The 25,003-nt window shown below is 65.9% G+C and carries 22 protein-coding genes; 13 read left to right on the forward strand and 9 right to left on the reverse strand.

Annotated elements, in window-relative coordinates:
• The first annotated feature begins 1 nt into the window (after position 1).
• Both rpoC and QOL68_RS00745 read left to right on the forward strand, forming a co-directional pair.
• Positions 2–4,282 (forward strand): DNA-directed RNA polymerase subunit beta', encoded by a 4,281-nt coding sequence (gene rpoC, locus QOL68_RS00740; RefSeq protein ID WP_282946017.1) that lies wholly within the window; start codon positions 2–4, stop codon positions 4,280–4,282.
• Between the two features lie 107 nt (positions 4,283–4,389).
• Positions 4,390–5,091 carry a TonB-dependent receptor gene (locus QOL68_RS00745; protein ID WP_282946019.1) on the forward strand — a complete coding sequence of 234 codons (702 nt, stop codon included), beginning with the start codon at positions 4,390–4,392 and terminating at the stop codon, positions 5,089–5,091.
• A 97-nt stretch (positions 5,092–5,188) separates the two neighbouring features.
• Here QOL68_RS00745 and QOL68_RS00750 read toward each other — a convergent pair whose 3' ends face one another.
• Both QOL68_RS00750 and QOL68_RS00755 read right to left on the reverse strand, forming a co-directional pair.
• Positions 5,189–5,368, reverse strand: coding sequence for a PspC domain-containing protein (locus tag QOL68_RS00750; protein WP_058455575.1), 180 nt, complete (start codon positions 5,366–5,368; stop codon positions 5,189–5,191).
• 61 nt (positions 5,369–5,429) lie between these two features.
• Positions 5,430–5,558 carry a hypothetical protein gene (locus QOL68_RS00755; RefSeq protein WP_282946023.1) on the reverse strand — a complete coding sequence of 43 codons (129 nt, stop codon included), beginning with the start codon at positions 5,556–5,558 and terminating at the stop codon, positions 5,430–5,432.
• A 267-nt stretch (positions 5,559–5,825) separates the two neighbouring features.
• Between QOL68_RS00755 and recF the strand changes: the two genes are divergently transcribed.
• Positions 5,826–6,941: a DNA replication/repair protein RecF gene (gene recF, locus QOL68_RS00760; RefSeq protein WP_282946025.1), complete on the forward strand. Its 1,116-nt coding sequence runs from the start codon at positions 5,826–5,828 to the stop codon at positions 6,939–6,941.
• 86 nt (positions 6,942–7,027) lie between these two features.
• Here the strand turns inward: recF and QOL68_RS00765 are convergent, their stop codons facing one another.
• A complete protein-coding gene (locus tag QOL68_RS00765; protein ID WP_204992414.1) occupies positions 7,028–7,876 on the reverse strand; it encodes a metallophosphoesterase family protein in 849 nt (282 codons plus the stop codon).
• On the reverse strand, positions 7,873–8,721 hold the full coding sequence (locus tag QOL68_RS00770; RefSeq protein WP_282946044.1) for a diacylglycerol/lipid kinase family protein: 849 nt from the start codon (positions 8,719–8,721) through the stop codon (positions 7,873–7,875). The genes QOL68_RS00765 and QOL68_RS00770 overlap by 4 nt, the downstream gene beginning before the upstream one ends.
• Positions 8,722–8,886: 165 nt before the next feature.
• On the opposite strand from QOL68_RS00770, the gene QOL68_RS00775 reads away from it, so the two are divergent.
• The 3 genes from QOL68_RS00775 to QOL68_RS00785 are packed head-to-tail and all read left to right on the forward strand — an operon-like array spanning position 8,887 to position 11,359.
• Positions 8,887–9,813 carry an alpha/beta hydrolase gene (locus QOL68_RS00775; RefSeq protein WP_283404268.1) on the forward strand — a complete coding sequence of 309 codons (927 nt, stop codon included), beginning with the start codon at positions 8,887–8,889 and terminating at the stop codon, positions 9,811–9,813.
• Positions 9,810–10,598 (forward strand): nucleotidyltransferase family protein, encoded by a 789-nt coding sequence (locus QOL68_RS00780; protein WP_282946048.1) that lies wholly within the window; start codon positions 9,810–9,812, stop codon positions 10,596–10,598. Before QOL68_RS00775 ends, QOL68_RS00780 begins: the two co-directional genes overlap by 4 nt.
• A complete protein-coding gene (locus QOL68_RS00785) occupies positions 10,595–11,359 on the forward strand; it encodes a phosphocholine cytidylyltransferase family protein (RefSeq protein WP_282946050.1) in 765 nt (254 codons plus the stop codon). Before QOL68_RS00780 ends, QOL68_RS00785 begins: the two co-directional genes overlap by 4 nt.
• Here the strand turns inward: QOL68_RS00785 and QOL68_RS00790 are convergent.
• From QOL68_RS00790 to QOL68_RS00810, 5 genes are read right to left on the reverse strand one after another with little or no spacing between them, the layout of a single operon-like run.
• Positions 11,347–11,775, reverse strand: a complete 429-nt coding sequence (locus QOL68_RS00790; protein ID WP_282946052.1) for an HIT family protein — start codon at positions 11,773–11,775, stop codon at positions 11,347–11,349. The two genes, QOL68_RS00785 and QOL68_RS00790, sit on opposite strands and share 13 nt — an antisense overlap.
• On the reverse strand, positions 11,772–12,878 hold the full coding sequence (locus tag QOL68_RS00795) for a CDP-alcohol phosphatidyltransferase family protein (RefSeq protein ID WP_282946054.1): 1,107 nt from the start codon (positions 12,876–12,878) through the stop codon (positions 11,772–11,774). The genes QOL68_RS00790 and QOL68_RS00795 overlap by 4 nt, the downstream gene beginning before the upstream one ends.
• Positions 12,879–12,897: 19 nt before the next feature.
• The gene (locus QOL68_RS00800) at positions 12,898–14,016 is read right to left on the reverse strand and encodes a CDP-glycerol glycerophosphotransferase family protein (protein ID WP_282946056.1); all 1,119 of its coding nucleotides are present in this window, start codon (positions 14,014–14,016) and stop codon (positions 12,898–12,900) included.
• A complete protein-coding gene (locus QOL68_RS00805) occupies positions 14,007–14,720 on the reverse strand; it encodes an HAD-IB family phosphatase (RefSeq protein WP_282946058.1) in 714 nt (237 codons plus the stop codon). The genes QOL68_RS00800 and QOL68_RS00805 overlap by 10 nt, the downstream gene beginning before the upstream one ends.
• Positions 14,717–16,345, reverse strand: coding sequence for a lipopolysaccharide biosynthesis protein (locus tag QOL68_RS00810; protein ID WP_282946060.1), 1,629 nt, complete (start codon positions 16,343–16,345; stop codon positions 14,717–14,719). Before QOL68_RS00810 ends, QOL68_RS00805 begins: the two co-directional genes overlap by 4 nt.
• 66 nt (positions 16,346–16,411) lie before the next feature.
• Here QOL68_RS00810 and QOL68_RS00815 point away from each other — a divergent pair, with 66 nt between their 5' ends.
• From QOL68_RS00815 to QOL68_RS00845, 7 genes are all read left to right on the forward strand, one after another.
• Positions 16,412–17,194 (forward strand): succinate dehydrogenase iron-sulfur subunit, encoded by a 783-nt coding sequence (locus QOL68_RS00815; RefSeq protein WP_058455585.1) that lies wholly within the window; start codon positions 16,412–16,414, stop codon positions 17,192–17,194.
• Positions 17,194–18,174 (forward strand): MBL fold metallo-hydrolase, encoded by a 981-nt coding sequence (locus QOL68_RS00820; protein ID WP_282946063.1) that lies wholly within the window; start codon positions 17,194–17,196, stop codon positions 18,172–18,174. The genes QOL68_RS00815 and QOL68_RS00820 overlap by 1 nt, the downstream gene beginning before the upstream one ends.
• Complete coding sequence (locus QOL68_RS00825; RefSeq protein WP_282946064.1) at positions 18,171–18,662, forward strand: PaaI family thioesterase; 492 nt, start codon at positions 18,171–18,173, stop codon at positions 18,660–18,662. Before QOL68_RS00820 ends, QOL68_RS00825 begins: the two co-directional genes overlap by 4 nt.
• Positions 18,659–19,807, forward strand: a complete 1,149-nt coding sequence (gene zapE, locus QOL68_RS00830) for a cell division protein ZapE (protein ID WP_282946065.1) — start codon at positions 18,659–18,661, stop codon at positions 19,805–19,807. The genes QOL68_RS00825 and zapE overlap by 4 nt, the downstream gene beginning before the upstream one ends.
• 274 nt (positions 19,808–20,081) lie before the next feature.
• Positions 20,082–21,044 carry a malate dehydrogenase gene (gene mdh, locus QOL68_RS00835; protein ID WP_282946067.1) on the forward strand — a complete coding sequence of 321 codons (963 nt, stop codon included), beginning with the start codon at positions 20,082–20,084 and terminating at the stop codon, positions 21,042–21,044.
• An 86-nt stretch (positions 21,045–21,130) separates the two neighbouring features.
• Positions 21,131–22,021 (forward strand): succinate--CoA ligase subunit alpha, encoded by an 891-nt coding sequence (gene sucD / locus QOL68_RS00840; protein WP_215350449.1) that lies wholly within the window; start codon positions 21,131–21,133, stop codon positions 22,019–22,021.
• A gap of 81 nt (positions 22,022–22,102) precedes the next feature.
• Complete coding sequence (locus tag QOL68_RS00845; protein ID WP_282946071.1) at positions 22,103–24,925, forward strand: 2-oxoglutarate dehydrogenase E1 component; 2,823 nt, start codon at positions 22,103–22,105, stop codon at positions 24,923–24,925.
• Positions 24,926–25,003: the final 78 nt, after the last annotated feature.

Consider the following 25,003-nt stretch of genomic DNA (forward strand, 5'->3'; position numbering starts at 1 on the left):
AATGAACCAGCTTACCAACTTCATGAACCCGGTCGCGAAGCCCGAAACCTTCGACATGATCAAGATCGGCATCGCGAGCCCGGAGCGTATCCGCTCGTGGTCGTTCGGCGAGATCAAGAAGCCCGAAACGATCAACTACCGCACGTTCAAGCCCGAGCGTGACGGCCTGTTCTGCGCGCGCATCTTCGGTCCGATCAAGGATTACGAATGCCTGTGCGGCAAGTACAAGCGTATGAAATACAAGGGCATCGTCTGCGAAAAATGCGGCGTCGAAGTCACGGTCACGAAAGTGCGCCGCGAGCGCATGGGCCATATCGAGCTCGCCGCGCCGGTCGCGCACATCTGGTTCCTGAAGTCGCTGCCGTCGCGCATCGGCCTGCTGCTCGACATGCAGCTGAAGCAGCTCGAGCGCGTCCTCTACTTCGAGGCCTATATCGTCCTTGAGCCCGGCCTGACCCCGCTCGAGAAGTTCCAGCTGCTGACCGAAGACGAGCTGCTCGACGCGCAGGACGAATATGGCGAAGACGCCTTCTCGGCCGGCATCGGCGCCGAGGCGATTCGCGTGCTCCTCGAAAATCTCGACCTCGAGCAGGAACGCGTCGACCTGATGGAAGAGCTGGCGACGACCAAGTCGGAGCTCAAGCCCAAGAAGATCATCAAGCGCCTGAAGGTCGTCGAGAGCTTCATCGAATCGGGCAACCGCCCCGAGTGGATGATCCTCGAAGTCGTGCCGGTCATCCCGCCCGAACTGCGCCCGCTGGTGCCGCTCGATGGCGGCCGCTTTGCGACGTCGGATCTCAACGACCTCTATCGCCGCGTGATCAACCGCAACAACCGTTTGAAAAGGTTGATGGAGCTGCGCGCGCCGGACATCATCGTCCGCAATGAAAAGCGCATGCTGCAGGAAGCCGTCGATGCGCTGTTCGACAACGGCCGCCGCGGCCGCACGATCACGGGCGCCAACAAGCGTCCGCTGAAGTCGCTCAGCGACATGCTCAAGGGCAAGCAGGGCCGCTTCCGCCAGAATCTGCTCGGCAAGCGCGTCGACTATTCGGGCCGTTCGGTCATCGTGACCGGCCCCGAACTCAAGCTACACCAGTGCGGCCTGCCGAAGAAGATGGCGCTCGAACTGTTCAAGCCGTTCATCTACGCGCGCCTCGACGCCAAGGGTCTGTCGATGACCCTGAAGCAGGCGAAGAAGTGGGTCGAAAAGGAACGCAAGGAAGTCTGGGACATCCTCGACGAAGTCATTCGCGAGCACCCGGTCCTGCTGAACCGCGCCCCGACGCTTCACCGCCTCGGCATTCAGGCGTTCGAGCCCGTGCTGATCGAGGGCAAGGCGATCCAGCTTCACCCGCTGGTCTGCGCCGCGTTCAACGCCGACTTCGACGGTGACCAGATGGCCGTTCACGTCCCGCTGAGCCTCGAGGCCCAGCTGGAAGCACGCGTGCTGATGATGTCGACCAACAACATCCTCAGCCCCGCGAACGGCAAACCGATCATCGTTCCGTCGCAGGACATGGTCCTCGGTCTCTATTATCTCTCGCTGGAGCGCGAAGGCGAACCGGGCGAGGGGATGCTGCTCGCCGACATGGCCGAGGTGCATCAGGCGTTGTTCACCGGCGCGGTGACGCTGCACACGAAGGTCATCAGCCGCGTTCCGCAGACCGACGAGGAAGGCAACACCTACCTCAAGCGCTACGAGACCACGCCCGGCCGCATGCTGATCGGCGAATGCCTGCCGAAGTCGCACACCGTGCCTTTCGACGTCGTCAACCGCCTTCTGACCAAGAAGGAAATCGGCGACGTGATCGACCAGGTCTATCGTCACACCGGTCAGAAAGAGACCGTGCTGTTCGCCGACGCCATCATGGCGCTGGGCTTCCGCAACGCGTTCAAGGCGGGCATCTCGTTCGGCAAGGATGACATGATCATCCCGGCGTCGAAGGAAGGGATGGTCGACGAAACCCGCGCGCTCGTGAAGGATTTCGAGCAGCAGTATCAGGACGGCCTGATCACGCAGCAGGAAAAGTACAACAAGGCGATCGACGCCTGGTCGCAGTGCGGCGACAAGGTCGCGAACGCGATGATGGACGAGATCCGCGCGACGCCGAAGCTGCCCGATGGCCGTATGGCCCCGATCAACTCCATCTACATGATGGCGCATTCGGGTGCCCGTGGTTCGCAGGCGCAGATGAAGCAGCTCGCGGGGATGCGCGGCCTGATGGCGAAGCCGTCGGGCGAGATCATCGAAACGCCGATCATCTCGAACTTCAAGGAAGGCCTGACCGTCCTTGAATATTTCAACTCGACCCACGGCGCCCGCAAGGGCCTCGCGGACACGGCGCTCAAGACGGCGAACTCGGGGTACCTGACCCGCCGTCTGGTCGACGTGTCGCAGGACTGCGTCGTGATCGAGGATGATTGCGGCACCGAACGCGGGATGGAAATGCGCGCGATCATCCAGGGCGGTTCGACGATCGCCTCGCTGGGCGAACGCATTCTCGGCCGCACGACGCTCGAAGATGTCACCGACAAGGACGGCAATATCATCGCAGCGGTGGGCACCCTGCTCGACGAAGCGATGGTCGCGAAGATCGAGGAAGCCGAAGTGCAGGCGGTCAAGATCCGCTCGCCGCTGGTTTGCGAAGCGACCCTCGGTGTTTGCGCCAAATGCTACGGTCGCGATCTCGCGCGCGGTACGCCGGTCAACATCGGTGAAGCGGTGGGCGTCATCGCCGCCCAGTCGATCGGTGAGCCCGGCACGCAGCTGACCATGCGGACCTTCCACATCGGGGGCGCGGCGCAGGTCAACGAGCAGTCGAACCTCGAAGCGATCTCCGACGGCACGATCGAATATCGCGACATGGCGACGATCGTCGACCAGCGCGGTCGCCGTCTGGCGCTGTCGCGCTCGGGCGAAATCGCGGTCATCGATAGCGAAGGCCGGGAACGTGCGACGCACAAGCTGCCCTATGGTGCGCAGATCATGCACAAGGACGGCGAGAAGGTGAAGAAGGGCGACCGGATTGCCGAATGGGATCCGTTCACCATGCCGCTGATCACCGAAAAGCCGGGTGTCGTGAAGTATCAGGATCTGATCGATACCAAGACCCTGATCGAACAGGTAGACGAAGCGACCGGCATCGCGCAGCGCGTCGTGATCGAGTATCGCGCCGCCGGCCGCGGCAAGAAGGAAGACCTTCAGCCGCGCCTGACCTTGCTCGACGACGCCTCGGGTGAAGCTGCGCGCTATTTGCTCGCGGTCGGCACGATGCTGTCGGTCGAGGACGGCCAGGAAGTGCAGGCGGGCGACGTTCTGGCCCGTGTGACCCGCGAAGCGTCGAAGACGCGCGACATCACCGGCGGTCTGCCGCGTGTTGCCGAGCTGTTCGAAGCGCGCATCCCGAAGGACAATGCGGTGATCGCCAAGATCAGCGGCCGCATCGAATTCGTGAAGGATTACAAGGCGAAGCGTAAGATCGCGATCGTCCCGGAAGAGGGCGATCCGATCGAATATCTGATCCCGAAGTCGAAGGTTCTCGAAGTGCAGGAAGGCGATCAGGTCCGCCGCGGCGACGCGCTGATCAGCGGTTCGCCGAACCCGCACGACATCCTCGACGTGATGGGCGTGGAAGCGCTGGCCGAATATCTCGTCGCGGAAATCCAGGAAGTCTACCGACTTCAGGGCGTGAAGATCAACGACAAGCACATCGAGGTGATCGTTCGCCAGATGCTGCAGAAGGTCGAGATCACCAGCGGCGGCGACACCACGCTGCTGCCGGGCGAACAGCTCGATTATCTGGAGATGATGGAGTATAACGCCAAGCTGCCGAAGAATGGTGTTCCTGCGGAGGGCCGCCCGGTCCTGCTCGGCATCACCAAGGCCAGCTTGCAGACCCGCAGCTTCGTTTCGGCCGCGTCCTTCCAGGAAACGACCCGCGTCCTCACCGAAGCGTCGGTGCAGGGCAAGGTCGACTCGCTGCAGGGCCTCAAGGAAAATGTCATCGTCGGCCGCCTCATTCCGGCGGGTACCGGTGCTGCCATGAACCGCGTCCGCGTCACCGCGTCGTCGAAGGATGCCGCGCTCCGTGCCGCGATGCGCAACGCCACCGAGGCGCATCTGATCGCGCCGCAGTCGGCGGCCGAGGAACATGCCGCCGAACTGGCGCAGGGCCCCGAAGCCGCGATCGGCGACGATCCGCTCGGCGCGGTCGAGGGTGAAACCCACGGCACTGACGCCGATGCCGGCGATTATCTGATCCAGAGCGACGGGGAATAAACCCCTCGGAGCCTGACAGAAACAAGCCCCGCCGGAGCGATCCGGCGGGGCTTTTTCTTTGCCGTCAAACTGATAGCCTGCGCCTTCGTTCGGGAGGGAGAGGGATGATGCGGGCTTATCTGATCGGTGCCGGGCTGTTGCTGGCGGTCTCGCCGGCGGCGGCGCAGGACAACAGCAATATCGAAGGCGAGGTGGTGGTGACGGCGCAGCGCGCGTCGGCCGACTATCTCTCGGACGAGCAGACCGTGGTCGGGCTGCGGCGGACCGCCGATAGCGCGATCCAGCCGGTCCAGTTCACCTCTGACTCGCGTGATGAGGATATGCGAAAGCGCGAAATTCATGCGATGCTCGAGGCCGCGATCCGTCGCGCCGATAGCGCCGGCGTCGAACTCGTCACCGGCGAATTCGAACTCACCAAGCTGACACTCGCCAACTTCAAGGATTTGGTCTTCGGGCGCGGCCAGCGCCCCGACACCAGCGAGATCGAGCTCTATGTGAAGGCTAGCCTCGCGGGATCGGTCGGCAGCGCGCAGGGACGGATCGACAATTTCATCAAGGCGGTGCCGCCCAACGGGCGCGCGCTGCTGGAGAAGAATGGCGAGATCACGCTGACGATCATCAATCCCGACCAGTATCGGCCCGAGATCGTCAAGCTGGTCGCAGGCGAGGCGCTCAAGACCGCGGGTGCCTTCGGTCCCGACTATGGCGTCGAGGTCGCGGGGCTCAATGAACAGCTCATCTGGGCGCAGGCGAGCGCGACCGAGGTGTTCCTCTATATCCCCTATCGTTTCACCGTGCGGCCCAAATGAAAAGGGCCCACCGGTCGAGGCCGGTGAGCCCTTGGTCTTTTGGGAAATTTGCGGGCCGGTGCGACTGCGCCTGAAAGGCGGGCCGGCCCGGGCTGCGTTACGGCGCGAGGATCGCGACGGTCAGGTACAGCAGCAGCGGAAGGCCGAAGCCGAGCAGCGTCAGGGCGACAAAGGCGACGCGCGTCCACAAGACGTCGAAGCCGAACTGGTCCGCAATCCCGGCACACACGCCGAAGATCACCCCATCGCGACGATTCTTGCGAAAACCCTGTTTCATTTCTTTCCTTTCCATCCCGGCCCATCGGGACCGGCGTTGTTCGCGGGGGACGGAGGGCTGGTTAAGCAACCAGCCCGCCGAAGTGCACTGCGTTCGGACCGACAGCGGCGAGGAACATGAGCGAGCAATAAGCCGAAGCAACCGCGGCGATCGCGTAGCTCTTGAGCGATTCAACATTGAAGTGGGCCATTTACCTATCCTTTTTCATCCTCCACCCGGACCATCCGGTGGATGCCCGATGTAATGCAGGAGCCGTGCCAATTTCATTCAGCGCCGGTTAACCGCCGTTTTTGAGCTGGAGATAGAATATTTCAGCGCGCGTTTTGCGGGTCTATGGCGAAAATTCCCAATTTTGTGAAAAATTTTATATCGCTATTCGAGATGCGCTTGGGGATGACGCGTGAAGAGGCGTGCGGTGGGCTGGCGTCGCCCCTTATGGTGCGGTAGCGCCGTCGCCATGACGCTCGCCCGCCTCTCGCTGACCGACTTTCGCAATCATGCCGGCGCGGACATGGCGGCGGGGCCGGGGCTTGTGGCGCTGCACGGCGACAATGGCGCGGGCAAGACCAACATATTGGAGGCGATCTCGCTGCTCGCGCCGGGCCGCGGGCTCCGCCGCGCCGCGCTGTCCGACATGGTGCGCGACGGGGCGACCGGCGGCTTCGCGATCTTTGCCGAGCTGCTTGCCGCGGCCGATGCCGACTTGCCGCCGGTCGCGCTGGGCACGGGGATCGAGCCCGCGCATCCCGGGCGGCGGATCGTGCGGATCAACGGCGCATCGGCGGCGGCGGCCTCGCTCGGCGAATGGCTCGCCGTGCTGTGGCTGACTCCTGCGATGGACCGGCTGTTCGTCGAGACGGCGGGCAACCGCCGCCGCTTCCTCGACCGCCTCGTCCTCGCGCTCGACCCGCGCCACGCGCAGCACAGCAACCGCTATGACGCCGCCTTGCGCGCGCGCGTCAAGCTGCTCGCCGATATGGCGACCGCCGACCAGCAATGGCTCGCCAGCCTCGAGGCGCAGCTTGCCGAACATGGTGCGGCGATGGACGCTGCGCGGCAGCGGACGCTCGCGGCGCTGTCGGCCGAGCTCGCGGGTCAGCCCGACGCGCCCTTTGCGCGCCCGCTGCTGACGCTTGTCGATGCCGACGGGGCGCCGCGTCAGGCGCCGCACACGGTCGAGGCGCTGAAGACGCTCTTCGCATCGCGCCGCCGGATCGACGCTGCCGCCGGACGCGCGACCGCCGGGCCGCACCGCGACGACCTCTCGGCCGTCCACGCCGCGACCGGCCGCGCCGCGGCGCGCTGTTCGACCGGCGAGCAGAAGGCGATGCTGCTCTCGCTCGTCCTCGCGCACAGCGATTGCGTCGCGCGCGCGCGCGGCCAGCGCCCGGTGCTGCTGCTTGACGAGGTGGCGGCGCATCTCGACCCGCTGCGCCGCGCCGCGCTTTACGACCGGCTGGCGGCGCAGGGCGGACAAGCCTGGCTCACCGGGACCGAGGCGGCGCTGTTCGCCGACATGCCGGGGCCGGTAACGCGCTTTCACATTGCGGGCGGCCGGATCGGACCAGGCTAAGTTCGGCTGGCGATCGCCTGGCGGTCGAAGCTGTTGCCGTCCTCATCGCACCTGAAAGGCCGCTCTCCGACTTGACGCCTTCCCCTTCAGCGAACCGGCGGGTCGATCGGTGGCACCGCGCCGACGGGCGCGACGGGCTCGCCGGGGGTGCGAGGCGGCAGCGCGTCGGGCGGGACGGCGCCGATCTGCATGTCGGGGGTGGCGACGTGCTCGAGGTTGCGGACGCGGGCGTCGATCCGGCCGCTTGCGATGGTGAGTTCGTTGAAACCCGGCGGGGTCGAACGCAGCCGTTTCGACAGCGTCCCCGCGCCGATCATGCGGATCGGGCCGGCGTTTGTTTCCTTCAAGAGGTCGAAGGCGTCATGGACGTGGCCGGTGAGCACCGCCGCGACCCCGCGTGCCGCGAGTTCGGTCAGCGCGCGCTCGCCGCCGCGCGTGAGGGCGCGGCCCTCCGTCCCTGCCTCGACGAGCGGATGATGCGCTGTCACCAGCACAGCGGTGCCGGCGGGCAGCGCGTCGATCGCCGCCAGCGTCCGGTCGAGCGCCCGCCGCGTGACCCATCCTTTGGACCAGTCGAGCCGCCACTGCGCGCGCGCCGTGGTCTTGAGCGGCACGACTGCGACGCCATCTAGGTCGAGTTCGCGTTCGACCAACCCCTCGATCCGGCGGATGCGCGCATAGGGACGGAAAAAGCGCGCCACGGGGTTGAAATAGGGCAGGTCGTGATTGCCGACCTCGACCGTCACCGGCACGTCGAGGGCTGCGATCCAGTCGCAGGCCGCGGCGAATTCGTGGCTGCGCGCACGCATCGTCAGATCGCCGGTGATCAGCACCGCAGCCGGACGTTCGACGCGCACGCAGCGGGCGAACCAGTCGAGGGCATTACGATCCTCAAGCCCGAAATGCAGATCGCTGATATGGAACAGCCGCTTCATAGGGTGGCGACGAAATCGACTGCGCTCGCCGCAAGTCCGAAGCGCGCGGGCGATCCGGTCTCGGTCAGTTCGCCATCATATTCGAGGCTGATCGGCGCATCGCTTTCGAGCACGATCGTCTCGCTTTGCACGATCTCCTCGCTTGGCCCGTCGCGGAAATCGCCGCCCAGCCAGGCGAGTCCGTGGCGCAGCACGTCGATTGTCCCTTCGGTCAATATGCCGTCGACGCGTACCCCGGCCTCGGTCGGGGTGAGGATGACGGCCGGATAGGCCTTGCCGTGCCCCACGACGCGCACGCCGGGCGCGTTTATCATCGCCTCGAGCGCGTCGGGCGCCGCGCGCCCCGCTTCGAGCAGCCCCTCCTGGCGCATCGTCTCGCGCACCCCGGCCCAGTGCGTTGCCGGCCCTGCGACGATGGTGATGAACGCCTCGCCGACTGCCGAGCGGATCGTCGGGACCGGCCGGCGGCGTCCTTTGCCCATGAGCGCATCGGTCAGTATCTCGGGCGCCGGGCGGTCGCCGTGAAGCGCCTTGGACAAAAGGTTGAGCGTGCCCCCGGGCAGCGGGAGGATCGCGCCATTCCAGCCGACCGCCGATCGGGCCGCGGCGTTGATCGTCCCGTCGCCGGTCCACACGAGCAGCAGGTCGATGCCCCGCTCGCGAAGAGTCGTCGCGTCGGGAACCGCGCCATCGGGCAGTTCGAAAGTGGCGATGAGCGGCGTGCCCGCATCGCGGCACGCCGCCTCGATCGCAGCGCGGATCGCGGGATCGTGGCTGCCGCTCTGGATGTTGCAGACGAGGGCGGGGCGGGTGAAGGGGGCGGGGCGGGTAAAGGGGCTGGTCATGGCCTGTCCTACGCACGAGCGGGGAAAAGGTCGCCTCCTCCCGTCCTCGTCGGCCGGACTTGATCCGGGTCCATGCGTCCCGCCCCGCTGCGCCATCTTGTTCGGCGCCGCGCCGCCCTGTAGGGCGCGATAGCTATGACCGCGCGCGCAGCCAAAGGACGGCGTTTGATCAAGTTCATCATCGTTCTGGTGTTGCTCCTGCTGCTGTTCGGCAGCGGTGCGAAGATGGTCGTGGCGGGCGGCGCGAAGTCGCTCGATCTGGCCGACAAGTTGCTCGGGTCGGATGGCGGCGCGCGGCTGGTGATCGGCGATCAGCCCTATGGCAACGGGCCGCGGCAGTCGCTCGACATATGGGTGCCGGAGAATGCGAAGCAGGGCGACAAGCTGCCCGTGATCGTCTTTTTCTATGGCGGCGGCTGGGACAGCGGCGCGCGTGAAAGCTATGGCTTCGCGGGCCGCGCGCTGGCACAGAAGGGCTTCGTCGTCGTCATCCCCGATTACCGGCTGGTTCCCAAGGCGCATTGGCCCGATTTCCTGGAGGACAGCGCCAAGGCGGTCGCATGGACGCATCGACACATTGGCGACCTCGCGGGCGATCCCGATCGCATCGCGCTGATGGGCCATTCGGCGGGCGCCTATAATGCGGTGATGCTGGCGCTCGATCCGCAATGGCTGCGCGGCGCGAAGAGCGACCCGTCGATCATCCGCGGCGTCGCGGGGCTTGCGGGCCCCTATGATTTCCTGCCGATGGAAAAGGGCGGCAGCGCCGAAAAGGCGATGGGCAAGGTCCGGCCCGCGGAGAAGACGCAGCCGATTGCCTACGCGCGCGGCGATGCGCCGCCGCTGTGGCTCGCGACGGGCGACGAGGATGAAACGGTGCGCCCGCGCAACAGCCAGAACCTCGCGGCGGCGATCGAAAAGGCCGGCGGATCGGCGGCGCTGCGCATCTATCCGGGCGTGGGGCACACCGGCATCGTCATGGCGCTGTCGGCGCCCTTCCGGTCGCGGGGGCCGGTGCTCGACGACGCGACCGACTTCCTGCGCGGCGTCACCGGCCGCCGTGTCGCGCCCGCGACGGACGCAGCCGAATGACGATCCCTGCGATCGTCCTCGCCGGCAGCCGCCCCGGCCCCGATCCGCTGCTGAGCGGCAGCGGCGTTTCGACAAAGGCGCTGCTGCCGATCGCGGGGAAGCCGATGCTCGTCCATGTCGTGACCGCGCTGCGCGCCTCGCCGCACATCGGGCCGATCACCATCCTTGCGCAGAACAGCGCCGAGCTGGCCGCCGAGCCGATGCTTGCCGGTGTCGCGGGGCTGCATTTTTCAGACTCGGGGCAAGGGATCAGCAGCTCGCTCGCCGCGGCGCTGCCCGACAGCGACGCGCCCATTTTGGTAACGACCGCCGACAATGTGCTGCTGACGCCATCGATGATCGCCGAATTCGTTACGGGCGCTCGCGACAGCGACGTCGCGGTGGCGATGGTCGAGAAAGCTGTTTTGCTCGCGCGCTATCCCGAATCGCAACGCACCTGGCTCAAGTTCCGCGGCGGCTGGTGGTCGGGCGCGAACCTGTTCCGCCTCGGCGGGCGGCGCGTGCTGCCCCTGCTCGACTTCTGGGGGCGGATCGAGCGTGACCGCAAGAAGGGCTTGAAGATCATCGCGGCGTTCGGCCCGTGGTTGCTGCTCGGCGCGCTCCTGCGGCTCTTCACGATCGAGCAGGGGATCGCGCGTGCAGGCCGGCGGTTCGGGCTGCAGGCGAAGGTGGTGCCGATGTCCGAGCCCGAGGCGTGCATCGACGCCGACAAGCCCGCGGACATCGAGCTGATCGAACGGATATTTGCCGCGCGCCGCCAAGGCGCTATAGGGGCGCCCCTATGAGCATCGACAAAGCCATCATCCTGTCGGCCGGGCAGGGCTCGCGCCTGCTGCCGCTGACCCGCGATATCCCCAAATGCCTGATCGAGTTCAATGGCCGCAGCCTGATCAGCTGGCAGGTCGCGGCGCTCGTCGCCAACGGCATCAAGGATATCGTCGTCGTCACCGGCTTTCGCACCGAGCGGGTCGAGGATCATGCGCTGCAGCTCTATCGCGACACCGGCGCGCGCATTCGCACGCTGTTCAATCCCTTCTTCCAGGTCGCCGATAATCTAGGCACCTGCTGGATCGCGCGCGAGGAGATGGACCGCGATTTCATCATCCTCAACGGCGACACCATCGTCTCGGACGAGATCGTCGCGAAGCTGATCGAAGGCGCGAGCGAGCCGATCAACGTCACCGTCGACGTCAAGGACGAGTATGACGACGACGACATGAAGGTGAACCGCGACGCCGAGGGGCGGCTTCACGCGATCGGCAAGCGTCTGCTGCCCCCCGACACCAATGCCGAATCGATCGGGATGCTCGCTTTTATCGGCGATGGCCCGTCGATCTTCCGCAACCAGGTCGACCAGATGATGCGCACCCCCGACGGGGTCGAACGCTGGTATCTGCGCGCGATCGACATCATCGCGAAGGGCAACCGCGTCGGCACCGTGTCCATCGAGGGGCTCGAGTGGCAGGAAGTCGACTTCCCGCAAGACGTCGAAGCCGCCGATGCGCTCACCGCGAAATGGGCGGCCGAAGGCCGCTACGCGAAATAGGGTTTGAGCCAGCCGACAAGCGCGGCGATTTGCGCGTCGTCGAGCTTCACCGCCTGCCCGAGGTCGGGCTGTCCCGGCCAGCCGGCATCGGCGACCGTCAGTCCCGCGCCGCTGCGTTCGCCATCGTAACGCGGCAGGACGTGGAAATGGACGTGCGGGTCGACCATCATCAGCATCAGATAGTTGATCTTGGAATAGCCGACCGCTTTGCCGAGCGCGGTTTCGATTGCCGAGGTCGCGGCCTTGAGTTCGGCGTGCGCCGCGGCGGAGAGGTCGCCAAAGGCCGTCGCATCGGATTTCGCCGCGAGGACCAGCGCGCCCAGCGTCGGCTGCGCGGGGCGGAGCAGGACGACCCAATGCTCGAACTCGGCAACCAGCGTGGCGGGGAAGCCGAATTTCTCGATCGTGGCGTTCATGGCTGCGCTTCCTCCATCCAGCTGACGATCGGACGGCCCGCCCGGTGCTGCGCATAGGCCTGCACCAGCCGCACCGCGTGGACGACCAGCGAGATGACGGTCCACCACGCAAGCGCGATCAGGCCGAGGTCGGGGCGTCCGGCGAGCGTCGCGACGAACAGGATCACCATGTTCGGATTGCGCCGCGCGGTGATCAGGCGGAACTGGCTGTCGAATTTCTGCCAGACATGGATGTCCATGCCGAAATCCTTGATGAACAGCCCCTCGATCACGCGCTGGAGGACATAGCCCGCGATCACCGCGACCATAATCCAGACGAAGGTCGAGGTCGGCAGCGCCAGCCCCCAGCTCGCAAGGCCGACCCCCCAGAAATACCACCAGAAGGGCGGATGGATCAGATCGACGCCATGGTCGGCGACATTGCCCCATTTGGACGAGGTGATCGTACAGCGCGCGAGCTTGCCGTCGACGGTGTCGAGCACCATGAAGATGAAGCCCGCGAGCATCCCCCACCAATAATCGCCGATAGCAAAGAGATAGGTCGCATAGACGCAGAGCGTCGCGCCGATCGCGGTGACCATGTTCGGCGTCATGCCGATGCTGGCCGCGATGCGGGTCAGCCAGAGGGCGAGTTCGGGCCAGAGATATTTGGTCAGCGCGTCGGTGACGCCCTTGTAGGCACCGAAATAGCTTTTCCGCTCGATCTGGCGCCGCGTCTCTGGGGTCAGCCGCTGGATGAACGGGCAGTCGAGTTTGCGGAGCTGGCGGTTGTAGATTTGCGGATTGTCGCGATATTCGATGATCCGCACACGGCTGTCCTGTGCCGCCACCTCGGGCGTGCGGCCGCCGGTCAGATAAGCGAGCACGGGTTCGCCGCCATCGACGACCATCGTGTCGGGAAGCGTCAATATGTGCCGCAACCAGAGCGGGTCGAAGACATAGGCGAGGTTGGCATAGAGATGCGCGCCCGTTGCATCGGTGTCTTCGGGCAGACCCTCGGCGCGCGCGAGGCGGCGCAGCCGTTCGGCGTTGGTCATGCCCCACAGCAGGGTCGAATTGTCGCCGAAAGCGATCAGGGCGGGCGGCGCGGAGGCAGTGGTCATCACCTGCGCTCTTACCCGCTCAGCCGTCCTTTGCAAGAAAGCGCAGGATCGCCTCGGCGCCGCGCCGCGCCGCACCGGCGGGATCGCCGCCGATCGATTCCGCGAGCCGTTCGCATTGCGCCGGGCTATAGAGCTTGTGACGCGCCTGCGCCGCGTCGAGCGCAGCCCCCAGTCCTGCAGGATCGTCGAGGACGTCGCCGAGCGTCCAGAACAGATAGTCGGGGTCGCCGCGCCAGTCGACGTCATGCGCATTCAGGAACAGGCACGGCCGGGGCGTCGCGAGAAATTCGTAAACCTGACTGCTGACATCGCCAAGATAGATGTCGGCGCCGCCGGTATAGCTCATGTCGAACAGGCGATCGGAGCCGAGGTCGATCAGAATCTTGTCCGGCACCGCGCGCTCCATCACCGCCTCGCGCTCGGAATCGCTCGCCTCGGCGAACAGACGGACGTGCGGGGCGACCACGAGGTTGTAGCGATCCTGCCCCGCGAACCAGTCGATCACCGCGGCCCCGAACTTGTCCCACGACGACAGCGCGCGCTGGAAATGTGGGGCGTAGAGCACGGTCGGCCGGCCATTGTCGAACAACGGCGGGCGCGATTTTTGCAGCCGCGCCATCAGGTCGAGCTTCACATAGCCGTTCACCGCATAATGGCCCGGCCGGATCGTTCCGGCATCGAGCAGACGCTTCTCGCTCTTTTTGCCGGCGACGAGCACGAAGTCGAAATGGCGGTCGCGCGGGTCGAGCATGATCGCGCGGTCGCCCGCGCCATGCGGCGTAAAAACCAGGCGGGTGCGTCGCGGCAGGAAATGGCGAATGGCGGTCGTCGTTCGTTCGGGCACCACGATCGCGTCGAAGCCGCGGAGGAACGGCAAGGCCCCCAACAGGATCGGCAGCCGCGGGTTGCGCATGATCCCCGCATCGCGCAGCCAGCGCGCCGGACCTGTCTGGCCGAGCAGGGTGATGCGCGGGTCGAACCCCGGATAGACGAGATCGATCTGTTTGAGGATGCGCAGATGGTCGGGGCCGGCGACTGCCACCTCGACGTCGGCACCCATCGCCGCCATCTCTGCCGCAATCGGCAGGGCGTGGAAGATGTGGTGCGGCTCGCCGATAAAGGGGAAGATTATGCGCATGGCTGCGCCTCGGGACTCTCTTCAAAATCGAGCGCCTGCCAGCCATGCTCGGCCGCGATGGCCGTCAGCTTCGCCTTGCGGCCGATCAACCAGGCCTCGGTCGCGAGCGCGAACATCGGGGCGTCGCTGAGGTGGTCGGAATAGGCGCGGACGTGGCTGGTTCCGCCCGGGGCGTTCGCGTCCAGCCACTCACCGATCCGGCGCGCCTTTTCGGCGCCATAGCAATTATGGCCATCGATTTCGGGAAGCCAGTTGCCGTTGGCGTCACGGCGGTGGCGCGTCGCAAGCACCGCATCGAAACCGAGCGCGTCGGCGATCGCGCCGGCGTAGAATTCGGGTGCGGCGGTCGCCATCAGCAGGCGAAAACCCTGATCCCGGTCGCGGGCGATGGCGGCGCCTGCCCCCGGCGGGACGTCGGCGGGGACGCGCCACGCGGCGAAGCGCGCCGCAAGGCCGTCCGCCTCGCCCGGGGTCAGGTGCGTGCCGAGAAACAGGCGAAAGGCGGCGGGCTTGAAACGGTCGCGGCCATAAAGGCGCAGCGCATAGCCGATAGCGAGCGCGGCATAGAGCGGCAGCAGCAGCAGGCGCGCGGGCGCGCGCGTCCATGCCGCCCACAGCAGGAACAGGGTGAAGGTCGGCGTTCTAAGTACCGTCCGGTCGAGATCGTAGATCGCGATGCGGAGCGCGTCGACGGGCGTCGTCATGCCGGGTCTCCCGCCTCCGCAACCCGGGCATCGGGACCGATCAACCGTAGCCGGCGTCCCGTCTTGCCGAGCGAGGCGCGGTCGGCATAGGGCAGGCCGAACCGCACCGACAGCCAGATCGCGCCAACCGCGATGGCGACGATCAGCGGCAGCGCGACCGGATCGGGAAGGCGGCTCACGAGAAGGGCCAGCGCGCCCGCGACGATCGTGATCGCAAGGCCGCGCAGCGCCACCATCGGGAACTGGTGGTCGAAGGGATGCAGCCCTTCGCCGATCGCGAGCTGGAGCATCGGAATGCCCGCCATCACGACGAGGCCGATCGACATCGCGAGCGTGACGCCGGTCAGCGCGTCGACATGGTCGACGAACAGCCAGCCCGCGCCGACCGCGACAAGCACGCCGAGCAGGCTGGCGGTCAGCTGGTGACGGAACGCCGCGACCACCTGCAGCACCGGTAGCGAAATGCCCAGCACCGCCTCGGCCGCGCGCGCGAGGAGCAGGATGATCACCGCGCCCTGCGCGACATGAGCCTGCGCGCCGAACAGGCTGAGCAGCGACGAACTGCCCGCCGCGAGCACCGCCGCCATCGGCAACGCGATCGCCGAAATCAGCCGCGTCGCATAGGCATAGATATCGGCGACCTGCTCGCGCCCGCCGCGCTCGGCACTCGCGGCCAGCGGCGCCACGACATAGGCGAAGGCGATACGGACGAGCTGGACGACGCTCGACAGCTTGCGCGCGATGGTGAAAAGACCGGCTGCGGCGGCTCCCGACGCCCCCGGGAGCATCAGGTTCAGGATCAGCGCGGGTGCGTCGCCGAACAGCCGCGTGATGATGTTCGACGGCAACACCGACAGCCCGGCCCAGAAGGTATTGCGTTCGACCTCGCTGCCGCGTCCGCCGCGGAGCAGGTCGCCGAAGCTGTAATAGCGACGGAGCAGCCGCACGCTGAGGATCGCGGTGACCGCGAGCGAACAGAGGTGGGCGATGAACAGCCCCTCGAGCCCGAAGCCGAGCGCGAAGAACAGTACCGCGAACACCACCCGCATCACCTGTTCCCAAACGATGCGCAGGCGGATTTCGGCGCCGAACACCATCCGCGCGCGCAGCGCCGAGGTCGCGATCTCGACGAAGGCCCAGAGCGGCAGCGCCCAGACGAAAATCTGGATCGCAGGGGTGACGAGCGCGCGGTCCTTTTCGGCGACATTGAGCCAAGGCGCGAGGTCGGCGGCAAAGATCGCGATCAGCGCCGCGACGACCAGGCAGGGGCCGACCCCGAACAGCAACGCGGTGCGCAGCGCCGCCGCGGCCTCGGCATCGGTGGCGGATTGCGGCACGGTACGCTGCATCGCGCTCGTCATGCCGAGGTCAAAGATATTCTCGATCAGGTTGATGGCCGCCCAGAGCACGGCGTAGAGGCCGAAGCCCGCGAGGCCGAACATCAGGACATAGAGCGGCTGGGTCACGATCTCCACCACCGCGCCGAGCCGCGCCAGCACGGTCGTGCCGAGCCCGCGTGCGACGTGGCGGTTGGTAACGGCGGGTTGGACGGCCTCTTCGCTCATCGGCTGCGGCCCTAGCGGCTTGCGCGGACGGGTGCCAGCGGCTTTCGCTTTTGCGAACATGAACCCCTTGTCGACTCCGTCTTTCGGGTCTAGTCCGACCGCGACTACATCAGGGGAGCCAGAGACATGGCCGAATTTCGTCTGCCCAGGAACAGCCGCCCTAAAAAGGGCGGGACGGTCCACAAGGCCGAGGGCGCGACCAAAGTCCGGAAGTTCAAGGTCTATCGCTACGATCCCGACAAGCGCGAGAACCCGCATTTCGACACGTTCGAGATCGATCTCGAAAAATGCGGCCCGATGGTGCTCGATGCGCTGATCAAGATGAAGAGCGAGCAGGACTCGACCCTGACCTTCCGCCGCTCGTGCCGCGAAGGCATCTGCGGTAGCTGTTCGATGAACATGAATGGCAAGAACGGCCTCGCCTGCACCACCGCGATCGAGGATCTGAAGGGCGATATCCAGATCACTCCGCTGCCGCATATGGAAGTCATCAAGGATCTCGTCCCCGACTTCACCCATTTCTATGCGCAATATGCGTCGATCGAGCCCTGGCTGAAAACCAAGACGACGACCCCGAGCGGCAAGGAGCGCCTCCAGTCTCCCGCCGAGCGCGAGAAGCTCGATGGCCTCTATGAGTGCATCCTCTGCGCCTGCTGTTCGACGAGTTGCCCGAGCTATTGGTGGAACAGCGACAAGTTCCTCGGCCCCGCGATCCTGCTCCAGGCCTATCGTTGGCTTGCCGACAGTCGCGACGAATATACCGGCGAACGGCTCGACGAGCTGGAAGATCCCTTCCGCCTCTATCGCTGCCACACGATCATGAACTGCTCGAACGCTTGCCCCAAGGGGCTGAGCCCCGCGCGCGCGATCGCCGAGATCAAGAAGCTGGAAGCCGAGCGGCAGGTCTGATGCGTCGCTGGCTGCCAGCGCTGATCGCGCTGGGGCTGGCTGGCTGCGCGGCAGAATCCGCCGTCGAAACCGTGCCGCCGCCGCGTGCCTATGCGCACGGCATCGGCGGCGCGACCTTCCTGATCGGCGGGACGTTTCCTCCCGGCCGCTCGCCCGACGGAAACAGCCTGATCCTCTATGGACCCGAGGGTGCCTTCCTGATCGACAGCGGGCGCCGCGCCGAGCATCTCACCCTGATCCGTCAGGGGTTCAGCGGGATCGGCATGACGCCCGTCGCGATCATCAACACGCACTGGCATCTCGACCATGTCAGCGGCAATCCGGCGCTGAAGGCGGCTTTCCCCGATATCAAGGTCTATGGAACGTCGGCGATCGACGGCGCGCTGTCGGGGTTCCTCGCGAAGAGCGCCGAAGCATCGCGCAAGGCGCTGGCCGAAGGCGCCATCCCGGCCAGCGCGATCCCCGATGTCGAGGGCGATCTCGCGACGATCGCGCGGGGCGCCGAACTCAAACCCGATATTGTCGTCGACGAGTCCCGGGACGTGCTGATCGCGGGCCGGCCGCTATCGCTGCGCGTAGCCAACCATGCCGTTACCGAACGCGATCTCTGGATCTACGACGCGGCGGAGAAACGCGCGATCGTCGGCGATCTTGTGACCGTGCCGGTGCCGTTTCTCGATACAGCCTGCCCCGAGGGTTGGCTGCAGGCGCTCGACGAGGTGGCGAGTTCGGGGGCCGAACAGGTCGTGCCTGGGCACGGCCCGATCATGCCGATCGCCGATTTTGCCATCTGGCATCGCGCTTTCGTCGACTTTATCGCTTGCACGCGCGGCACGGGCGCGCTTGAGGGCTGTTCGGCCGGCTGGGTGGCGGGCGCCGCGAAGTGGATCGCGGACGACGCGCCGCGCGCGAAGGCGATGGCCGATTATTATGGCGAGCTGATACGCTCGGGGAAACTGGACGGATATTGCAAGGCATGAATGACGGGATCGAGGAGCCGAAACGCCGCGAAAATTTCAGCGCCGAGGAACTGGATGGGGGCTGGATCAGCTGGAACCTCAAGGACAAGGACCGTTTCAACAGCTTCATCGAGCCGCTGTCGGTGCGCTCCGAGCGCCCGACCGAGGATGGCCGTCCGCGCGCACGGGTGCGGATGTTGCCCGAGCGTCGGCACAGCAACCTGGGCGACAATGTTCACGGCGCGGTGACGCTGGCGCTGGTCGATGTCGGGCTGTTTGCGGCGTCGCACCAGTTCGGCTCGCTCGACGCCGGCCATTCGGTGACGCTCGACCTGTCGACGCAATTCGTCGGCGCGGGTCGGGTGGGCGAGCCGCTCGACGCGATCGTCGAACTGGTGCGCGAAACCGGTCGCCTGATCTTCCTGCGCGGGCTCGTCGTGCAGGGCGAGGGTGACGGCCATATCGTCCTGACCTTCGCCGGGACGATCCGCAAGGCGAGCAAGAAGTGATCGGCGTCCTCGCCGCCTATGACCGGCTGGTCGCGTCGGGCGAACTCAAGCCCGATCCCGAGCAGCGCGGCGCGGCGGTGCGGCTCAACCGCTTGCAGGAGGAGCTGGAGGCGGCGCCGCCTCGCGGCAGCCTGCTGTGGCGGATCGCGGGCCGCAAGCCCGACAGCCCGCGCGGCGTCTATCTGTGGGGCGCGGTCGGGCGCGGCAAGTCGATGCTGATGGACCTCTTCTACGACCAGCTCCATATCCAGCGGAAGCGGCGCGTCCACTTCCACGCCTTCATGCTCGACGTCCATGCACAGATGCGCGAGGTCAGGAAGACCGAGAGCGGCGACCCGATCCCGCAGGTCGCAGCGGCGCTGACGCAGGATGTCCGCTGCCTCGCCTTCGACGAGATGGTGGTGAACAACAGCGCCGACGCGATGATCCTGTCGCGCCTGTTCACCGCGCTGATCGACAAGGGCGTGACGGTCGTCGCGACCTCGAACCGGCCGCCCAAGGATCTCTACAAGGACGGGCTCAACCGCGAGCATTTCCTGCCCTTCATCGCGCTCATTGAGGCGAGGCTCGACGTGATGGGTTTGAACGGCCCGACCGACTATCGCCGCGACCGGCTGGGCGACGGCGCGCGCTGGTTCGTGCCCGCCGACGATGCGGCGAGCGCGGCGCTGTCGGCGGCTTTCTTCCGCCTCACCGACTATCCGCCCGAGGATCGCGCCAATGTGCCGACGCTCGACCTCGATGTCGGGGGCGGGCGGACGCTGCACGTGCCGAAGGCGCTGAAGGGCGTGGCGGTCTTTTCGTTCAAGCGCCTGTGCGGCGAGGCGCGCGGCGCATCCGATTACCTCGCGGTCGCACGCCATTTCCATGCGGTGATCATCGTCGGCATCCCGCGCATGGGGCCCGAGAACCGCAACGAGGCGGCGCGCTTCGTGACATTGGTCGACGCGCTCTACGAGTATAAAGTCAAGCTGCTCGCCAGTGCGGCGGCGATGCCCGACGAACTCTATGTCGCCGGCGACGGCGCGTTCGAGTTCGAGCGCACGGCGAGCCGTTTGTCGGAGATGCAGTCGGACGACTATCTGGCGCTGGGCCATGGCCAGGATGACGTCGCGGGTAGCCCTTCTCTGACGGGATGGACGTGACCGTCATCGCGGCGAGATCGCGGACGTGACGTCGCTCGTGCGCAAGGAAGCCGTAAAGGAGCCTGCCCCGACGAGCGCCCGGCCACATGATTAAATGATATTGCGAACTATTTGCATAAAAACCCTGATTTTGGTCCTTTTCGCGGTTGTTTCGTTAAGGGAATCGGCGTAGTGGCGGCCCGAGTCTTGGGATCGGAATGGCGGCTTTAGCCCGTGGCCGCACCGGTCCGATATTGCATTGCCGGGCTTGCCACAGAAGGGAGTGCCGCGCGCCATGGGACGCAAGAAGATCGCATTGATCGGAGCCGGGAATATCGGCGGAACGCTGGCGCTGCTCGCCGCGCAGAAGGAACTGGGCGATGTCGTCCTTTTCGACGTCGTCGAAGGCGTGCCGCAGGGCAAGGCGCTCGACCTGTCGCAGGTCGGCCCGATCGCCGGTTTCGATGCCAAGATCACCGGCTCGAACGATTACAAGGACATCGCGGGCGCCGACGTCATCATCGTTACCGCCGGTGTCGCGCGCAAGCCGGGCATGAGCCGCGACGACCTGCTCGGCATCAACCTCAAGGTCATGAAGGCCGTGGGCGAGGGCATCAAGGCCAATGCGCCCGACGCCTTTGTTATCTGCATCACCAACCCGCTCGACGCGATGGTCTGGGCGCTGCGCGAATTCTCGGGGCTCCCGCACAACAAGGTCGTCGGCATGGCCGGCGTGCTCGATTCGGCGCGCTTCAGCCACTTCATCGCCGACGAATTCGACGTGTCGGTGAAGGATGTGAACACGTTCGTGCTCGGCGGGCATGGCGACACGATGGTTCCCGTCGTGCGCTATTCGACCGTCAACGGCATCCCCGTTCCCGACCTCGTCAAGATGGGCTTGTCGTCGCAGGACAAGATCGACGCGATCGTCAAGCGCACCCGCGGCGGCGGCGGCGAAATCGTCGCGCTGCTCGGCACCGGTTCGGCCTTCTACGCGCCCGCAGCCTCGGGCATCGCGATGGCCGAAGCTTATCTCGGCGACCAGAAGCGCATCCTGCCCTGCGCCGCCTATGTCGACGGCCAATATGGCGTCGACGGCCTCTATGTCGGCGTGCCGGTGATGATCGGCGCGGGCGGTGTCGAGAAGATCGTCGAAATCGAACTCGACGATGCCGACAAGGCCGGCCTGCAAGTCTCGGTCGATGCGGTCAAGGAACTGCTCGACGCGTGCAAGGCGCTGGATCCCAGCCTCGCCTGATAATTTGCTCCCCGGCGAAAGCCGGGGTCCATTCTCCCCAGCTGGATCCCGGCTTTCGCCGGGGAACGCGAAACGGAAGCCAGACTATGTCCATCCTCATCGACAAGAATACCAAGGTCATCACGCAAGGGATGACCGGTGCGACCGGCACTTTCCACACCGAGCAGGCGCTCGCCTATGGCACGCAGATGGTCGGCGGAGTGACGCCGGGCAAGGGCGGCACGACGCACATCGGGCTGCCGATGTTCAACACGGTCGAAGAAGCCAAGCACGCGACCGGCGCGACCGCGTCGGTCATCTATGTGCCGCCGCCGTTCGCCGCCGACTCGATCCTCGAGGCGATCGATGCCGAGATCGAGCTGATCGTCGCGATCACCGAGGGCATTCCGGTGCTCGACATGGTCAAGGTGAAGCGCGCGCTCTCGGGCTCGAAATCGCGCCTGATCGGCCCGAACTGCCCCGGCGTGCTGACCCCCGAAGAATGCAAGATCGGCATCATGCCCGGCAACATCTTCAAGAAGGGCAGCGTCGGCGTCGTCTCGCGCTCGGGCACGCTGACCTATGAAGCGGTGTTCCAGACCTCGAACGTCGGGCTCGGCCAGACCACCGCGGTCGGCATCGGTGGCGACCCGGTCAACGGCACCAACTTCATCGACGTCCTCGAACTCTTCCTCGCCGATGACGCCACGAAGAGCATCATCATGATCGGCGAAATCGGCGGCGACGCCGAGGAACAGGCGGCCCAGTTCCTGATCGACGAAGCCAAGCGCGGCCGCAAGAAGCCGATGGCCGGCTTCATCGCGGGCCGCACCGCACCTCCGGGCCGCCGCATGGGCCACGCAGGCGCGATCGTGTCGGGCGGCAAGGGCGACGCTGAAAGCAAGATCGCGGCGATGGAAGCCGCCGGCATCAAGGTGTCGGCGAGCCCTTCGGAACTCGGCACCACGCTCGCCGAAGTGCTGAAGGAACGCGTCTGAGCAGGCGGCCCGCCGGCACCCTTTGTCGGCGGGCCTCCGCTCCCCATATAGCACCCACCCCCCCTCCCCGTGGAAAAGCAGATGAACCTCGAACGACAAAGCTTCGACGTCGATGAAGTCCAGGCCGGCCCCAGCTGGGCGCCGAAGAACTGGCCCGTCATCGACAGCGACGACCTGACCGCCGCGCTCGACCCGCAGCAGATGCAGGTCGCGGTGAAGGCCGCCGCCGCCAAGGCCGGTGCGCCCTTGTCGAACGCCGAGGTCGAGCGTGCGGCGAACGATTCGATCCGCGCGATGATGCTGATCCGCACCTATCGCGTCCGCGGCCATCTGGCGGCGAACCTCGACCCCCTCGGCCTCAGCACGCGCGAGCTCCCAGCCGACCTGACCCCCGAATATCATGGCTTCGTCGGCGCCGATCAGGACCGCCCGATCTGGATCGGCGGCACGCTCGGCCTCGAAAAGGCGACGATCCGCGAGATCGTGGCGATCCTGCGCGCGAATTATTGCGGCAATGTCGGCCTTGAATATATGCACATCGCCGACATCGAGGAGCGCCAGTTCCTGCAGGAACGGATGGAGGGCGCCGACAAGATCATCGAATTTTCGGTCGAGGGCAAACGCGCCATCCTGAACAAGGTGATCCAGGCCGAGGAGTGGGAGAAATTCCTCGCGCGCAAATATGTCGGGACGAAGCGCTTCGGCCTCGACGGCGGCGAATCGATGATTCCGGCCATGGAATCGATCATCAAATATGGCGGCCAATATGGCGTGAAGGAAATCGTCTATGGCATGGCGCACCGCGGGCGCCTCAACATGCTCGCGAACGTCATGGCCAAGCCGTACAAGGTGATCTTCCACGAATTTGCCGGCGGCAGCGCGAACCCCGACGACATCGGCGGTTCGGGCGACGTCAAATATCACCTCGGCACCTCGACCGACCGTGAGTTCGACGGCATTTCGGTGCATATGTCGCTCGTCCCCAACCCCTCGCACCTCGAGGCGGTCGATCCGGTCGTGCTCGGCAAGGTGCGCGCCCAGCAGGTGGTGCGCGACGACCTCGACAAGCATGAGCAGGTGCTGCCGGTGCTGATCCACGGCGACGCGGCCTTCGCTGGGCAGGGGATCGTCTGGGAATGCCTCGGCTTCTCGGGCATTCGCGGCTACAACACCGGCGGCTGCATCCACTTCATCGTCAACAACCAGATCGGTTTTACGACCAGCCCGCAGTTCGCGCGCTCGTCGCCCTATCCGTCGGACGTCGCCAAGGGCGTCCAGGCGCCGATCCTGCACGTCAACGGCGACGACCCGGAGGCGGTCACCTTTGCGTGCAAGCTCGCGATCGACTTCCGTCAGCGTTTCAAGCGCGATGTCGTGATCGACATGTGGTGCTATCGCCGCTTCGGCCATAACGAGGGCGACGAGCCTTCGTTCACGCAGCCGCTGATGTACGAACGCATCCGCAAGCACCCGCCGGTGTCGCAGCTGTGCGCCGCGAAGCTGGAAGACGAAGGCGTGATCGACGCCGGCTGGGCCGACGCCCGCCGCGCCGAATTCGTCGCACAGCTCGAAGGCGATTTCGAGGCGGCGAAAAGCTACAAGCCGAACAAGGCCGACTGGTTCGCAGGCCGCTGGTCGGGCCTCTATGCCCCGACCGATCCCGAGGGCGCGCGCCGCAACATCGCGACGGGCGTCTCGGACAAATTGTTCGACGCGATCGGCCGCACGCTGACGACGATCCCCGCCGACCTCGAAGTGCACAAGACGCTGCGCCGCGTGATCGACGGCCGCGCCGCGATGTTCGCCGACAAGAGCGATACCGAAATCTTCGATTGGGCGACGTCCGAGGCGCTCGCCTTCGGCACGCTGCTCAGCGAGGGCTATCAGGTGCGCCTGTCGGGCCAGGATTCGGGTCGCGGCACTTTCAGCCAGCGCCACGCCGTCTGGGTCGACCAGAAGGATGAGCATAAATATATTCCGTTGACGACCGTGCCCCACGGCCGGTTCGAGGTGCTCGACAGCCCGCTCTCCGAATATGGCGTGCTGGGCTTCGAATATGGCTATGCGATGGCTGACCCCAAGAGCCTCGTGCTCTGGGAAGCGCAGTTCGGCGACTTCGCCAACGGCGCGCAGATCATGATCGACCAGTTCATCGCGGCGGGCGAGGCCAAGTGGCTGCGCGCCAACGGCCTCGTGATGCTGCTGCCGCACGGCTACGAAGGGCAGGGGCCCGAGCATAGCTCGGCGCGTCTCGAACGTTTCCTTCAGCTGTGCGCGGGCGACAATATCCAGGTGTGCAATATTTCGACCCCGTCGAACTATTTCCACGTCCTGCGCCGCCAGATGCTGCGTCCGTTCCGGAAGCCATTGGTCATCATGACGCCGAAGTCGCTACTCCGCCACAAGCTGGCGGTGTCGCAGCGCTCCGACTTCATCGGCGACGCGCATTTCCGCCGCATCATGTCCGACCGCACCCCGCCCGCCGACGCCGATATCAAGCGCGTCGTGCTCTGTTCGGGCAAGCTCGGCTACGACCTGATGGAAGCGCGCGATGCGGCGGGCCAGACCGACACGACGGTGATCCGCATCGAGCAGATCTATCCCTTCCCCGGCGAACCGCTTGCCGTCCGCCTGAAGCGGATGCCGAAGCTGGAAGAAGTCGTCTGGGCGCAGGAAGAGCCGCGCAACAATGGTAGCTGGTTCTTCGTCGAACCCTTCATCGAAGAGGCGCTCAATGAATCCGGCCACAAAGGCATGCGCCCGCGCTATGCCGGCCGCGCCGCCGCCGCGTCGCCCGCGACCGGCCTGATGAGCCGCCACCAGACCGAACAATCGGCGCTCGTCGCCGATGCGCTCGGCCTTTCGGTTCGCGCCGAAATCCGCCGCGCCAAGAACAAGGCTTAGGATTACAGGGTGTGCCCCTGCGAAGGCAGGGGCCCATCTCCAACCGTTTGATGATGGGCCCCTGCCTTCGCAGGGGCA

Origin of the sequence: Sphingopyxis sp. Geo25, from assembly GCF_949769135.1 — a bacterium.
Classification (GTDB): domain Bacteria; phylum Pseudomonadota; class Alphaproteobacteria; order Sphingomonadales; family Sphingomonadaceae; genus Sphingopyxis.